The organism is Bradyrhizobium sp. URHC0002 (assembly GCF_054059515.1).
In genome coordinates, this window is record NZ_JBSSCF010000001.1 from 7,087,902 (window position 1) to 7,102,990 (window position 15,089).

The following is a 15,089-nucleotide window of genomic DNA, read 5'->3' on the forward strand; positions in this document are numbered from 1 at the left end:
CATGGTTCGCCCGGCGATGCGAAGCATCATCCGGAGACGCGCTTCGCGCTCCTCACCATGAGGAGCGCGTGAGGCGGCGTGATTACGCCGGCAGCAGCTTGCCGGACTGCGGCGCGCTCGATTTGGCCGGCGTGTCGTCCAGCGGCAGATCAAGCACCTCCTCGAATTCGACGATGTTGTCGATCTCGGTGCCCATCGAGATGTTGGTCACCCGTTCGAGAATGAACTCGACGACGACAGGCACCTTGAATTCGGCCATCCATTCCCGCGCGGTCGCGAACGCCGCCTGCGCATGGTTCGGATCGGTGACGCGGATCGCCTTGCAACCGAGCCCCTCCGCGACAGCGACGTGATCGACGCCATAGACACCGAGTTCGGGCGCGTTGATGTTCTCGAACGAGAGCTGCACCTGATAGTCCATCTCGAAGCCACGCTGCGCCTGGCGGATCAGTCCGAGATAGGAGTTGTTCACGACAACGTGGATGTAGGGCAGCTTGAACTGGGCGCCGACCGCAAGCTCCTCGATCAGGAACTGGAAATCATAGTCGCCCGACAACGCCACGATCTGGCGCGAAGGATCGGCGGCGCGGACGCCGAGCGCGGCGGGAAGTGTCCAGCCGAGCGGACCGGCCTGTCCGGCGTTGATCCAGTTGCGCGGGCCGTAGACGCCGAGGAATTGCGCGCCGGCGATCTGCGACAGGCCGATCACGCTGACATAGCAGGTGTCGCGCCCGAACGCCTTGCTCATCTCTTCATAGACGCGCTGCGGCTTGATCGGCATGTCGTCGAAATGGCTCTTGCGCAGCATCGTGCGCTTGCGGTCCTGGCACGCCGCCGGCCACGCCTGCCTCTCCCGCAGCTTGCCGGCCTTCCGCCACTCCTTGGCGACCGTGACGAACAGTTCGAGCGCCGCCTTGGCGTCGGACACGATGCCGAAGTCGGGATTGAAGACGCGCCCGATCTGCGTCGGCTCGATATCGACATGCACAAACTTGCGCCCCTTGGTGTAGGTCTCGATCGAACCGGTGTGCCGGTTGGCCCAGCGGTTGCCGATCCCGAGCACGAAGTCGGATTGCAGCATGGTGGCGTTGCCGTAGCGGTGGCTGGTCTGCAGGCCCACCATGCCCGCCATCAGCACGTGATCGTCGGGGATGGCGCCCCAGCCCATCAGCGTCGGCACCACGGGCACGTTGACGGCCTCGGCGAACTGCACGAGTAACGCGGACGCATCGGCATTGATGACGCCGCCGCCCGCCACGATCAGCGGCCGTTCCGCGGCGTTGAGCATCTCGAGCGCCTTTTCGATCTGCCTGCGCGTGGCGGCAGGCTTGTAGACCGGCAGCGGCTCATAGGTCTCGTCGTCGAATTCAATTTCGGCGAGTTGCACATCGAGCGGCAGGTCGATCAGCACCGGCCCGGGACGCCCCGAACGCATGACGTGGAACGCCTGGCTGAACACACGCGGCACCAGCGCCGGTTCGCGCACGGTGACCGCCCATTTCGTTACGGGCTTGGCGATCGATTCGATATCGACGGCCTGAAAGTCTTCCTTGTAGAGCCGTGCCCGCGGCGCCTGTCCGGTGATGCACAAGATCGGGATCGAGTCCGCGATCGCCGAGTAAAGCCCCGTGATCATGTCGGTGCCGGCCGGGCCCGAGGTGCCGATGCAGACGCCGATATTGCCGGCCTTGGCGCGGGTATAACCCTCGGCCATGTGCGAAGCGCCCTCGACATGCCGCGCCAGGATGTGGCCGATCGAGCCGCGCTTCTTCAGCGCGGAATACAACGGATTGATCGCAGCTCCGGGAACACCGAAGGCGATGGTCACGCCTTCCTTTTCCAGGATCCGTACGGCCGCATCGATCGCTCGCATCTTCGCCATGTCGCGCCTCGCTGTTTGCTGGACATGATGATCACGGCAATGACCGGCGATCTCAACGAAGCTGAATTTGTTTCCCGCGATGTGGAATGATCGACGAAAAAGCATGCCGGATCAGTCGGTTGGATCGGCCACACGGTGAAACCTTGGGGATGGCTGGGCGTTTGAAGCCGAGCCGGGGTGTTTGAGGTCGGTCTCCGCACCGGTCGATTGCTCCGCTATGATGCCGATCCCAAGCATAGGTGCGGACATCATGGGTAAGCGGATCAGTCGCTGCGTCGAACTTCTGGAGCAGGATCAGGCAATTTATTATGACGGCCCGCACAGCGGCCATGTGCTGACCCATGCGCAAGGTCGCATCGATGCCGGCACCTGGGCCGACTACATGAATGTCGGCATGGAGCATGGCTGCTTCGACATGGCCGGCCTTGCCGAGTATATGGGCGGCATGGTCGATGCCGGGCCGACACGGTCGGGGCACCGCACGCCGACCGTGATCGTCGAGGCACCGGTCAATGGCATCGACGCCGCGCATGTGCGTTACAACGCCTGGCAGTTCCGCCAGATCCTCGGCCGCGGTGTGCATGGCATCCTGCTCTGCCAGGCGGAAACCGCCGATGCGGTGCGCGCCTTCGTGGAATCCTGCCGCTATCCGCACAACACGATTGGCGTCGATCCCGCGATCCCGTCGCCGATGGCGCGGATGGAGGGAGCGATACGGGCCAAGGACGGCGGGACCGACGCCACCGGGCGCAAACTGCTCGGCATCGGCACGCGGGGGCGCGGATCGGAAACCACCGCGGCGCCGATCTGGGGCCTGTCGACCGAGGAATATCTGGAGCGCTGCGATCCCTGGCCGCTCAATCCGAAAGGCGAACTGCTGCTGGGGGTGAAGCTGGAAAGCCCCGAAGGCGTCGCCAATTGCGAAGCGATCCTCGCGGTGCCGGGGCTTGGATTTGCCGAGATCGGCCCGGGTGATCTCAGTCTTTCGCTCGGCTACCGCACGATTCCGGCCGAGCCCTATCCACCGGAAATGCAGGCGGCGCGCGACCGTATCCTCGCCGCCTGCCGCCACAACGGCGTCGCTTTCCTGCAGGGCTGCACGCCGGACAACATCACCACCCGGATCGACGAGGGCGTGCGGGTGATCGCGGGGCATAGCGAGGCATCCGCCATCAAGGGCCGGGCACACCAGAAGCGGAGATTGCCGGTATAGTCCGGCGCGCACTCCCTGAAACGAAAGGCCGACGAAAGATCATGAGTTTTTTCGAGCGACTGAAGACCGCAGCATCTGCCGAGTGGCGGGCCTATACCGAGCACCCCTTCACGGAGGCGCTGGCGGACAGCTCGCTTCCCGAGGCGGCGTTTCGGCACTACCTCGTCCAGGATTACCTGTTCCTGATCGAGTTTGCCCGCGCCTATGCCCTCGCCGTCTACAAGTCGCCGAGCCTCGCCGACATGCGCGAAGCGGCTGCCGGCATCTCGGCCATTCTCGACGTCGAGATGAACCTGCACGTAAAACTCTGCGCCGGCTGGGGCCTGTCGGCCACTGACCTCGAACAAGCCGCTCCGGCGTCTGAGATGCTGGCCTATACCCGGTACGTGCTCGATGCGGGAATGCGCGGCGACCTGCTGGCGCTCAAGGTGGCGCTCGCTCCTTGCGTCATCGGCTACGCCGAGATTGCGACGCGGCTTGCCGCGCGGCCCAATGCGCTCGCTGCAACGAACCCCTATAGCGTCTGGATCGCCGAATATGCCGGGGCCCCCTATCAGGAAGTCGCGGCGAAGGCGCGGTCGCACCTCGAAGGTCTCGCCGATCTCTATGCCACGCCGGCCCGCGAGGCAGAGCTGATCGCGATCTTCAAGGAAGCCACCCGGCTTGAGGCCGACTTCTGGGAAATGGGATGGCGCGCGGGGAAGCGCTGAACAGTCACCCAGTGCCGGCCGGAAAGCTTGCTGAACCTCGTTGTAACGCAAAGCTGGTCAGTTCAGTCGCAATTCCGTGATGTGCCGCGGATCCGGCTTCAGCTCGCCGCGCTCCACGCGCTTGACGATGTCGGTCAGCGCGGCATTTGCGGCGCAGGAGATGCCGATCTTCTCGCCTTCGCGCACCACCAGGCCGTTGAGGAACTCGATCTCCGTCCTTCGGCCCTTCTGCATGTCCTGCCCCATCGAGGGGCGCTGCGCGCTTGAAGTGCGCTTGCCGTCCTTGAAACGTTGCTCGTCGCAGGTCCGCATCGCCGCCTCGTCGCCCTCTCCGGCGCGCGCGATCGTGTCGGGCGGTAGATGCAGGATTTCTTCCAGTTGATAGCCCTGCGCCTGTCCGACGCGGATCGCTTCGCTGCCAAGCCGCGTGGAGAAGCGGCGCAGCGGCTCGCTTTGCAAAATTTCTGCGCCCGGCAGACCGGTGCAGGCGGAAAGCCCGTTGCCCATGACGTTGGCGACCAGCTTTGACCAGCGCTCGCCCCAGAGATTGTCCGTCACCTTGGCGCTGTCGGAATAGCCGACCAGGCGGCAGACCTCTTCCGCCCGTGGCGTGAGGCGGCCGTGGACTTCGCCGGCGCGGAAGACGGTATGCGCCGCCCCGCCCTTGCCGGCGCCGCGATGGATGTGGCCGGGCTCCGGCAGGTTGACCGTGATGCTGCTGGCAATGCAGCCCAGCGTTTTGCCCCAGCCGACAATGCCGGCAATCGTCTCCTCGTTCATGCAGTTCTGCAGCGACACGACATAACCGTCCGCCGCCAGATATTGCTGGATCAGCATGGTGGCCCACGCCGTGTCGTAGGATTTCATGCAGACGAAGGCGACGTCGACCGGCTGCTCCTTGGCGAGCTGCTGCGCATCCGTGACGTGGAGCGCGCGCACCGGCACCGAGAACTCCGCAACGTCCATGGCGTGGGTGACCCGCAGCCCGTGCTTGCGCATATGCTCGACATGCTCGGGCCAGGGATCGATGAAGGTGACGTCCTCGCCCGCCTGCACCATATGGGCACCGGCATAGCCGCCGACGGCCCCTGCCCCGACGATCGCAATTTTCCGGCCCATGGCTCTCCCCTGTATTTTTCTTGTGGCGGCGAATAGCGTCCGCTCATTCGTTGCAGAGGTTACTTTAGCGGATCGGGAGGGCCCGCCAAGCGTCGAACCCGTGGCTATTGCCCTATTCAGCCTTGATGCCTGCGAACTTGATCACCCTCGCCCACTTTTCGGTAGCCTCAGAGATAATCGTTGCGAATTCCGCAGGCGTGCCTCCCAGCACTGTGCCGCCCAGTTCGACGATCCGGGCTTTGACCTTGCTGTCGGCAAGGCCGGCATTGAGCTCCTTGTTCAGCCTGTCGATGATTTCCACCGGAGTGTTCCGGGGCACGCCAATGCCCGCAAAACCGCTGGCCTCATAACCAGGCACGAACTCCGCCACCGTAGGAACGTCCGGCAACACGTCCAAACGCGCCGCGGTCGTTACCGCCAGGGCGCGCAGCTTGCCGGCCTGGATGTGCTGGATCGACTCCGACACCGGACTGAAAATCACCTGCAAATGGCCGGCGACCAGATCGGTGGCCGCAGGCGCGCCGCCGCGATACGGGACGTGGACCAAATCCACGCCCGCCATCATCTTGAAGAGTTCGCACGTAATGTTTTGCGGGGTGCCGGGGCCGGCCGACCCATAGTTGATCTTGCCCGGGTTGGCCTTGGCGTAGGCGATGAATTCGGGGATCGTCCTGGCGGGCACCGACGGATGCACCACGACGACGTAGGCCAGCCGCGCGGCGCAGATCACCGGCGCGATGTCCCGGATGAAGTCGAAATTGAGATTGCTGTAGAGCGCGGCATTGATCGCATGCGGGGTCACGATTTGCAGCAGCGTGTAGCCATCCGGCGGCGCTTTGGCGACAGCTTCGGTTCCGATGTTACCGCTGGCGCCGGCGCGGTTCTCGACGATGAATTGCTGGCCGAGGCGCTCCGACAGCCATTGACCCATCAGGCGTGCCTGGATGTCGGTAGCGCCGCCCGCGGCAAAGCCTACGACGATGCGCACCGGCCGGGACGGATAGGCTTGCGCGCGCGAAAGACGAGGCACGGCCGGCAACGCAGCAGCGCCCACGGCCAGATGCAAAAATGTGCGGCGGGGAAATTTCATGATCCTCCCTCCACAGTCTGCGCTGTGTTGCGGACATGCCATCCAGCCGGACGCCCCGCGGGAACAGACTACACCCCTCTAGTCAGGCGGTGGAAGGGGTCGATGCCTCTCATAGCACTTGGCGGACGTCGGGTCCGGGACAGAGCGACAGTCGTCCAAAAGAAGACGGGGCGACCAGTGCAGTTCGAGATTACGGAGCAGACGAGGGCTTCCCTCGAAGTCTGGTTACGAATTCTCCGCGCGACTGGTCTCGATATCTCTTCCCGAGCCGACTTCATGCACGCCCTCACCTATCCACCCGACAATATTCCCCGCAGGTGCATCGCTGGGTTGACAGCGTCGATCTGAAATCGATCTCCTATGGTACCCATTCGATGGCGGGGACGAAGGTTACTCAAATCTATCGCAAGACTGGCAACCTTCGTGCAGTCCAGCTTCTACTCGGTCATACAAAACCGGAGAGCACCGTCCGTTATCTCGGGATCGAGGTTGGCGATGCTCTACACATTGCAAGCAAATCGAGCTCTAGTCATCACTTATCCCCGGCGGTCGCTTGCGCGACAAAAACCGGACGTTCCCTGAAAATCAGGTGTTGGACCCAATCCGATTGCCGGCCGCATTTTAACCCGACTGGCTGTTTCTCCCTCGCCTCTTCGCCGCAAAGTGCTAGAATTTAGATCCGTCCTGAAAGACCGAATGACACCGCGCGAGCTCATCGCTTTCGTCGGCGCCTCGGCTTCAGTTCGCCGGAACGAGAAAAGAGCGCAGCTCTGCCATCGGCACAAGGGAGGACATCATGCTCGACAAAGCCCCGGACGGAAAAGTGTCTGATCTGCTCAGCGCGCTCGACAAAGCGCTGTCCGCTGGCGAGGTGGAACGCGCCGTCGATCTCTTCCAGACGGACTGCTACTGGCGCGACCTCGTTACCTTCACCTGGAACATCAAAACAATGGAGGGCAAGGAACAGGTTCGCGACATGCTCAAGGCGCGGCTCGCCGATACGAAGCCGTCGAACTGGAAGATTGCGGACGGAGAGGACGCTTCCGAAACAGATGGAGTTATAGAGAGCTGGATACAATTCGAAACGGAGGTCGCGCGTGGCTTTGGCCACATGCGCCTGAAAGACGGTCGGATCTGGACGTTGCTGACGACCATGAGCGAACTCAAGGGACACGAAGAGCCATTGGGCTTCGACCGTCCGATGGGAGCGAAACACGGCGCCGAACGCAATCGAAAGACATGGAAGGAAGAGCGCGAGGCCGAAGCTGCCGAACTCGGCTACTCGCGTCAGCCCTATTGCGTCATTGTTGGTGGCGGTCAGGGCGGCATCGCGCTCGGAGCCCGTCTGCGCCAGCTTAATGTGCCGACGATCATCGTCGAAAAAAATGAAAGACCTGGCGACAGCTGGCGCAAACGTTACAAGTCGCTCTGTCTGCATGATCCGGTTTGGTACGATCATCTGCCCTATCTGCCGTTTCCCCGGAACTGGCCGGTTTTCTCACCGAAGGACAAGATCGGGGACTGGCTCGAAATGTATACAAAGGTGATGGAGCTCAACTACTGGGGCGCCACCGAATGCAAGAAGGCATCTTACGACCAGAAAAGCCGCGAATGGACCGTTGTCGTTCAGCGCGACGGCAAGGAAGTCGTCCTCAAGCCTAAACAGCTCGTACTTGCGACGGGGATGTCAGCCAAGCCCAACATACCGAAATTCGAAGGCATGGACTTTTTCAAGGGCGATCAGCACCATTCATCGCAGCATCCGGGACCAGACAAATACAAAGACAAGAAAGCCGTTGTGATCGGCTCGAACAATTCCGCCCATGATATTTGTGCCGCACTTTGGGAAGCCGGAGCGGACGTTACCATGGTTCAGCGCTCGACGACCCATGTTGTGAAGTCGGACTCGCTGATGGAGCTCGGATTGGCCTCGCTTTACTCCGAACAGGCGGTCCAGTCTGGAATGACGACGGCCAAAGCCGACCTGATTTTTGCTTCACTGCCTTACAAGATTCTGCACGAGTTTCAGATCCCGGTTTATAACGCGATCAGGGAACGCGATGCCGATTACTACAAACGTCTCGAGAAGGCAGGCTTCCTGCTCGATTATGGTGACGACGATTCCGGTTTGTTCATGAAATACCTGCGGCGTGGATCCGGATACTACATCGACGTTGGTGCTTCGGAATTGGTAGCCAATGGCAGCATCAAGCTGAAGAGCGGGGTCGATGTCAAAAAGCTCACGGAACATTCCGTCATCTTGACCGACGGGACCGAGCTGCCGGCAGATCTCGTCGTTTATGCCACCGGCTACGGTTCGATGAACGGCTTCGCCGCGGACCTGATCTCCAGGGAAGTTGCGGACAAGGTGGGTAAGGTTTGGGGACTAGGCTCGAATACGACCAAAGACCCGGGCCCATGGGAAGGCGAACAGCGAAATATGTGGAAGCCGACGCAGCAGGAGGGACTTTGGTTCCATGGCGGTAACCTGCACCAGTCACGCCACTACTCCCAGTTTCTGTCCCTCCAGTTGAAAGCGCGAATGGAAGGCATTCCCACACCGGTTTACAGTCTCCAGAAGGCCCACCATCTGAGCTGATTGCTTGAGCATGATCCGGAGACGGCACCTAACTAAAATCGGCGTCTTGCCTGATGTCCGCTTCGCCGCCAGAAGCGGCCGTTGAGCCGAAACTTCCGCCTTCAGATCTCGGTTATACGGCGATCCTCGGAGTGCAAAAAGGGTGAGAGCCGCTACTCGGCAGCCCTCCCCGAGGCTCACTACCAACTGCCCTGTTGCTCGTGTCCGATCCATCCGCCTATATGACCAACTCCGTCAATGGATGGCGGCATTCTGGCGCGCCGTGATCGGGCGTACGTAACCGAAACACCAAGACCCGCCGAGGCGGAAACCGACCGGAGTATCCGCATCCATGACTGATCGAGCCGACGCCATCGCCGCGAAGATCGAGACTTTTATCCGCGCCGAGGTGATCCCCTACGAGAAGGATCCGCGGACGGGTCCGCACGGGCCGAGCGACGACCTCGTGCAGGAACTGCGCGACAAGGCGCGCAAGGCCGGTGTGCTCACGCCGCACATTCTGCCAGATGGATCGCATTTCACGCAGCGTGAGACTGCGATCGCCTTGATAAGGTCCGGCCTCTCACCCCTGGGGCCGCTTGCCTGCAACACGATGGCGCCCGATGAGGGCAATATGTATCTGCTCGGCAAGGTCGGAAGCGCCGAACAGAAGGTGCGCTTCCTGGAGCCGCTGGTGTCGGGCCGAGCGCGTTCGGCGTTCTTCATGACCGAGCCGGCAGACGCGGGCGGCGCAGGCTCCGATCCCTCGATGATGCAGACCACGTGCAGGCTCGACGGCAATCACTGGGTCATCAACGGACGAAAGAAATTCATCACCGGAGCCGAAGGCGCCCGGGTCGGCATCGTCATGGCGAAGTCGGACGACGGCGCGTGCATGTTCCTTGTCGATCTGCCGGATCCCGCGATCCGCACGCTGCGCGTGCTGGATACGATCGATAGTTCGATGCCGGGCGGGCATGCCGAGATCGAGATCGAGAACCTTCGCGTCTCCGCCGACCAGATGCTGGGCGCCGCCGGCGATGGTTTCAAATACGCGCAGATCCGCCTCAGCCCGGCGCGTTTGTCGCACTGCATGCGCTGGCTGGGCCTCGCCATCCGCGCCAATGAGATCGCCACCGACTATGCCTGCCGCCGCCACGCGTTCGGAAAACCGCTGGTCGATCACGAAGGCGTCGGCTTCATGCTCGCGGAGAACCTAATCGATCTCAAACAATCGGAACTGATGATCGACTGGTGCGCAAGTGTGCTCGACACCGGCTCGCTCGGGACGGCCGAGAGTTCGATGGCCAAGGTGGCCGTGTCGGAAGCGTTGATGCGGGTCGCCGATCGCTGCGTGCAGGTGATGGGCGGTACCGGCGTCTCGACCGAAACGATCGTCGAGCAGGCTTTCCGCGAGATCCGCGCCTTCCGTATCTATGACGGGCCGACCGAAGTCCACAAATGGTCGCCGGCCAAGAAGATCAAGCGCGACTGGAAAGCCGAACAGCATTGAGCGGAGCGCGGGCGCGGCGATTCATCCCACGGGTTTCCGGGTAGCTCGTGTCTTTGGAGGCGATCCGGCAGGCTTGATCCGAATTCGCGTGGATCCGCCCTTGGGCTGATCGATCTCGAAAGAATTTGTCTTTCGCACGAGGTCGCTCAGCTTGCGGGAGCCGAAGGTTCTCGGATCGAAATCGGGGGCGAGGTCGGTAAGCCGTTTTCCGACTTCCCCGAGAGCGACCCACCCGTCTTCGCTTTCCATCTGGGCGATGACCTTCTTGATCATAGGGGTGGCTGCATCGGGGGGCTGGAGCGGCTGCGACCTCGAGGCGGCATCCTGCGTGTTCGCCGTGCCGCCAAGCAGGTTCTCGGTATAGACGAATCGTCGGCAAGCCTGCCGGAAGCTTTCCGGTGTCTTCTGTTCGCCGAACCCGAACACATCGACGCCGTGCTCCCGGATGCGGGCGGCAAGCCGCGTAAAATCGCTGTCTGACGACACCAGACAGAATCCGTCGAACCGGCCGCTGTGAAGCAGGTCCATCGCGTCGATGACCAGGGTTATGTCGGACGCATTCTTTCCAGTCGTATAGGCGAACTGCTGCTGTGGTATGATGGCGTGCTTCGACAGGATGTCGGCCCAGCCCTTGGACCTTGCATTGGAGAAGTCGCCGTAGATGCGGCGGACGCTGGCCTCCCCGATTTTTGCAATCTCCTCGAACAATCCATCCGCAATCTTTGCGGACGCATTGTCAGCGTCGATCAGAACCGCGAGACGGGGCGAGCGCGTTTCGGAAGGCATGACTTTCCCCAATTGTTGAATCGAGGACATCGTCCCTCGAACCGCGCCGTGGACAGCGACGGATGGATATAGCGATGTCGAGGCTCTCGCCGCCAGAGCTAATTTCCCCTGGCGGGGCGCAAATCCGGCTCAGGCCGATTTCACTTCCGGCATCACGCCGCCAAGCGCCACCGTCAATTCCGCGGCGACCTCGCGCACCGTCTGCCCGAGCATCGGCAGGCGCTCGTCGGTCAGGCGGCTGGTCATGCCCGAAACGGAAATGGCCGCCAGCGGCTCGGCGCAATCGTTGTAGACGACGGCGGCGATGCAGCGCAGGCCCATACAGGCCTCCTCGTCGTCGATGGCAAATCCCTGGCGGCGGACCCTTTCCAGTTCCTTGAACAGGTCACCCGGCCGCACGATCGACTTTTCCGTCAATCGCGGCATGCCGTGATGGCGGATGATGGCGCTCACATCAGCATCCGAATAGGTCGCCAGCACCGCCTTGCCGACACCGGAGGCCACCATGGCGACGCGGCCGCCGACCTTGGTCAGCGAGCGCATGATCTCGCGGCTTTCCATCCGCGTCAGCACGATGATGAATTCGTCGTCGACCACGGCGAGATTGGCGGTCTCGCGCGTCAGGTCGCGCAGCTTGCGCAGGTATGGCACCGCCTGCGCCGAGAAATTACGCCTGCGGGCAAACGTCGCCCCCACCGTGAAGGCGCGCGCCCCGACATGCCATTTCGATTCGGTGCGGTCGAACTGCACGAAGCGGCGGTTTTCCAGCGTCCCCAGCAGGCGATGCACCGTTGAGGTCGACAACCCGGTGCGGATGGCAAGATCGCTCAGCCGATAGCCTTCGTCGTCTTCCGCCAGCGTTTCGATGATCGAGAGCGCGCGATCGACGGACTGGACGCCGCTGTCGCGCGCGTCGGGCTCGCTGTCCGCGCTGGATTTCGGCTCGATGGCCTTGCGGCGGATCACGTCTTTCTTCATCGCGACCTGCATCCATCCGTGAGTCAGACTGCTAGCGAGATCGGCAATTCGTCAGACAAAAATGCCGCTTCGGATGTCCGAAGCGGCATTTGTTGTTGATAGACTCAGAGCAGGCCCGCGCCGCGCGCCCACTTGTACTTGGCGCCCAGCACCTCGACCGGCAGTTCGGTCGAATAGGCATAGGCCGGGATGCCGTTCTGGTAGAGATATTCGGCGGCCTCCTCGACCTCGACGTCGCCGGCGAGCGAGGCGACGATCGGCTTCACGAAGCCTTTCGCCTCCATCTCCTTCTTCACCTCGACCATGTTGCGGGCGAACACCATCGGCGGCGTGACGATGGTGTGCCAGTAGCCGAGGATCAGCGAATGGATGCGATCGTCCGACAGGCCGAGCTTGACCGTGTTGACGTAGGTGATCGGCGGCTCGCCACCGGTGATATCCACAGGATTTCCAGCCGCGCCGAATGGCGGAATGAATTTCCGGAACGCGGCGTCGAGGTCCGCCGGCATCGTCATCAGCGACAGGCCGTTATCCACAACCGAATCCGACAGCAGCACGCCCGAACCGCCGGCACCGGTGATGATCAGGATGTTCTCGCCCTTCGGCGTCGGCAAAACCGGCACGCCGCGCGCGAACTCGAGCAACTGCCTTAAAGACCGGGCGCGGATCACGCCGGACTGCGCGAACACGTCCTCGTAGATCTTGTCGTTGCCGGCGAGCGCGCCGGTATGCGACGAGGCCGCCTTCGCACCGGCCGATGTGCGGCCCGCCTTCAGCACCACCACCGGCTTCTTCTTGGAGACGCGCTTGGCGGCTTCCGCGAAGGCGCGGCCGTCTTTCAAGTCTTCGCAGTGCTGCGCGATGATCGCGGTGTTCGGATCCTGCTCGAAGAAGGCGAGCAGATCGTCCTCGTCGATGTCGGACTTGTTGCCGAGGCCGACGATCGCGGAGACGCCCATCTTGGCCGAGCGCGAGAAGCCGATGATCGCCATGCCGATGCCGCCGGACTGCGACGACAGCGCCGCCGAACCCTTGACATCATAGGCGGTGCAGAACGTGGCGCAGAGATTGGCCGGTGTATAATAGAAGCCGTAGATGTTCGGCCCCATCAGGCGGATGTTGTACTTCTTGCCGACCTCGACGATCTCGGCCTGCAATTCGGGCGCGCCGGCTTCGGCAAAGCCCGACGGAATCAGAACCGCGCCCGGAATTTTCTTCTCGCCGCATTCGACCAGCGCACCGGCGACGAACTTCGCGGGGATCGCAAACACCGCCGTGTCGATCACGCCGGGCACGTCCTTGACGCTCTTGTAGGCCTTGTAGCCCAGGATCTCGGCGGCCTTGGGGTGGATCGGATAGATCTCGCCCTTGTAGCCGCCGTTGATGAGATTCTTCATCACGGAGTTGCCGATCTTGCCGTCCTCGGCGGAGGCGCCGATCACGGCAACGCCCTTCGGCTGCATGATGCGGTTCATCGCGGTGACGATTTCTTCGGTCGGGCGCGGCGCCGGGCGCGGCTTGTATTCGAAGTCGACGACGATGCGCACGTCGGCGGCGATCGCGTCCTTCTTGGTGGCGAACACCGGGTTGAGGTCGAGTTCGACGATTTCGGGGAAATCACTGACGAGCTGCGACACCTTGACGATGATGTCGGCCAGCGCGTCACGAGAGACCGGATCGCCGCCGCGCACGCCCTTCAGCATGTCATGGGCCTGGATGCCGTCGAGCATCGACAGGGCATCGTCCTTGGTGGCGGGCGCGAGGCGGAAGGTGATGTCCTTCAGCACTTCGACCAGCACGCCGCCGAGGCCGAACGCCACCAGCTTGCCGAACGAGCCGTCGGTAATGGAGCCGATGATGACCTCGGTGCCGCCGGCCAGCATCTGCTGGACCTGGATGCCCTCGATCTTGGCGTCAGCCTTGTATTTCTTGGCGTTGGCGAGAATGGTCTCGTAGGTCTTTTCCGCGTCAGTCGCGGTCTTGACGCCGACCACGACGCCGCCGGCTTCGGTCTTGTGGAGGATGTCCGGCGAGACGATTTTCATCACCACCGGGAAGCCCATGGCGGTCGCGAGCTTGGCGGCCTCGGCCGCGGACTTCGCCACGCCTTCCTGCGGAACCGGAATGCCGTAGGCGTCGCACACCAGCTTGCCTTCCGGCGCGGTGAGGCTGGTGCGCTTCTCGGCTTTCACCGTATCGAGCACCCGGCGGACAGCCTGGTGGGCGCTGGGCTCGACGATCTTGCGGGCCGCATCTGCAGAATTTGACATTGGCTTCCTCCTGGGGCTAATTTTATGGTATTTGGTATGCCAGAGATCAGATTGTCAAGACAAACTATCATGCAGAAACATCGAAAACACGGGCATCTTGACATCCTGGTATTTGGTATGCCAAAAATATTAGGCTGTTTCTTCTGCTAAGAAGACGTCTCCAACACAGGGAGGAGACGAGTCGTGCCCGCACCTAAACAAACCAAGGCGCCGCCTGTCATGGCTGATGCAGATATCGCAATCGTCCGGATTGCTCCTGAGACGAGCTTCAAGAACAAGGCCTATGAAGCCTTGAAGGAAGCTATTCTCAAGATGGACATCTATGCGACGCCCGAGCAGGTGATGCTCGACGAGCGCGCGCTGTCCGAACGCCTCGGCGTCAGCCGCACCCCTATTCGCGAAGCCATCGCGATGCTGGAGCAGGATGGCTTCGTCAAAACCGTGCCGCGTCGCGGCATCGTCGTGGTCCGCCGCACCAAGACCGAGATCGTCGACATGATCCGCGCCTGGGCCGCGCTCGAGAGCATGGCCGCGCGCCTGATTACCAACACGGCGCGCAAGAAGGACATCACGGCGCTGCGCGATTTCTTCAAGGATTTCGGCAAGGACCGCCTGCCGCAGGACCATGTCGAGGAATACTCCAAGGCCAATATCGCGTTCCATCAGGCGCTGATCTCGCTGTCGGAATCGCCGGTGCTGGTCGACATGACCAACGACATCCTGCTGCACGTGCGCGGCTACCGGCAATTGACCATCGGACGGAAGGATCGCACCGCGACCTCCCTGCCCGAGCATCTGGCGATCATCGAGGCGCTGGAAGCACGCGACACCGAACTCGCCGAGAAACGCGCGCGCGATCACACGCTGGGCCTTGCCGCCTACGTCGAAGCGCACGGGCAGGAACTGTTCAACTAGACGCCACTTCGCAGCAGAAGACGACGAAAAATCGT

The 15,089-nt window shown here is 62.3% G+C and carries 12 protein-coding genes; 6 read left to right on the forward strand and 6 right to left on the reverse strand.

Annotated elements, in window-relative coordinates; all coding sequences use genetic code 11:
* Positions 1-82: 82 nt before the first annotated feature.
* Complete coding sequence (gene gcl / locus ACVWVY_RS34610; RefSeq protein WP_456630587.1) at positions 83-1,882, reverse strand: glyoxylate carboligase; 1,800 nt, start codon at positions 1,880-1,882, stop codon at positions 83-85.
* A 250-nt stretch (positions 1,883-2,132) separates the two neighbouring features.
* Between gcl and ACVWVY_RS34615 the strand changes: the two genes are divergently transcribed.
* Positions 2,133-3,095, forward strand: coding sequence for an aldolase/citrate lyase family protein (locus ACVWVY_RS34615; protein WP_456630588.1), 963 nt, complete (start codon positions 2,133-2,135; stop codon positions 3,093-3,095).
* 41 nt (positions 3,096-3,136) lie between these two features.
* Complete coding sequence (gene tenA, locus ACVWVY_RS34620) at positions 3,137-3,805, forward strand: thiaminase II (RefSeq protein ID WP_456630589.1); 669 nt, start codon at positions 3,137-3,139, stop codon at positions 3,803-3,805.
* Positions 3,806-3,862: 57 nt separating this feature from the next.
* Here tenA and ACVWVY_RS34625 read toward each other — a convergent pair whose 3' ends face one another.
* The gene (locus ACVWVY_RS34625) at positions 3,863-4,924 is read right to left on the reverse strand and encodes a ketopantoate reductase family protein (RefSeq protein ID WP_456630590.1); all 1,062 of its coding nucleotides are present in this window, start codon (positions 4,922-4,924) and stop codon (positions 3,863-3,865) included.
* A 112-nt stretch (positions 4,925-5,036) separates the two neighbouring features.
* Complete coding sequence (locus ACVWVY_RS34630) at positions 5,037-6,014, reverse strand: Bug family tripartite tricarboxylate transporter substrate binding protein (protein ID WP_456630591.1); 978 nt, start codon at positions 6,012-6,014, stop codon at positions 5,037-5,039.
* Positions 6,015-6,049: 35 nt separating this feature from the next.
* Between ACVWVY_RS34630 and ACVWVY_RS34635 the strand changes: the two genes are divergently transcribed.
* From ACVWVY_RS34635 to ACVWVY_RS34645, 3 genes are all read left to right on the forward strand, one after another.
* Positions 6,050-6,691 (forward strand): tyrosine-type recombinase/integrase, encoded by a 642-nt coding sequence (locus ACVWVY_RS34635; RefSeq protein ID WP_456630592.1) that lies wholly within the window; start codon positions 6,050-6,052, stop codon positions 6,689-6,691.
* Positions 6,692-6,810: 119 nt separating this feature from the next.
* Entirely contained in the window at positions 6,811-8,613 is a 1,803-nt protein-coding gene (locus ACVWVY_RS34640; protein ID WP_456630593.1) for an NAD(P)/FAD-dependent oxidoreductase, read from the forward strand.
* 331 nt (positions 8,614-8,944) lie between these two features.
* The gene (locus tag ACVWVY_RS34645; protein WP_456630594.1) at positions 8,945-10,105 is read left to right on the forward strand and encodes an acyl-CoA dehydrogenase family protein; all 1,161 of its coding nucleotides are present in this window, start codon (positions 8,945-8,947) and stop codon (positions 10,103-10,105) included.
* Positions 10,106-10,126: 21 nt separating this feature from the next.
* On the opposite strand, the gene ACVWVY_RS34650 is transcribed toward ACVWVY_RS34645, so the two are convergent.
* From ACVWVY_RS34650 to ACVWVY_RS34660, 3 genes are all read right to left on the reverse strand, one after another.
* A complete protein-coding gene (locus ACVWVY_RS34650; protein WP_456630595.1) occupies positions 10,127-10,891 on the reverse strand; it encodes an NYN domain-containing protein in 765 nt (254 codons plus the stop codon).
* Between the two features lie 129 nt (positions 10,892-11,020).
* A complete protein-coding gene (locus ACVWVY_RS34655; RefSeq protein ID WP_456630596.1) occupies positions 11,021-11,869 on the reverse strand; it encodes an IclR family transcriptional regulator in 849 nt (282 codons plus the stop codon).
* A gap of 104 nt (positions 11,870-11,973) precedes the next feature.
* Positions 11,974-14,139, reverse strand: coding sequence for an acetate--CoA ligase family protein (locus tag ACVWVY_RS34660; RefSeq protein WP_456630597.1), 2,166 nt, complete (start codon positions 14,137-14,139; stop codon positions 11,974-11,976).
* A 219-nt stretch (positions 14,140-14,358) separates the two neighbouring features.
* Here ACVWVY_RS34660 and ACVWVY_RS34665 point away from each other — a divergent pair, with 219 nt between their 5' ends.
* Entirely contained in the window at positions 14,359-15,054 is a 696-nt protein-coding gene (locus ACVWVY_RS34665; RefSeq protein ID WP_456630598.1) for a GntR family transcriptional regulator, read from the forward strand.
* The last annotated feature ends 35 nt before the right edge of the window (positions 15,055-15,089 follow it).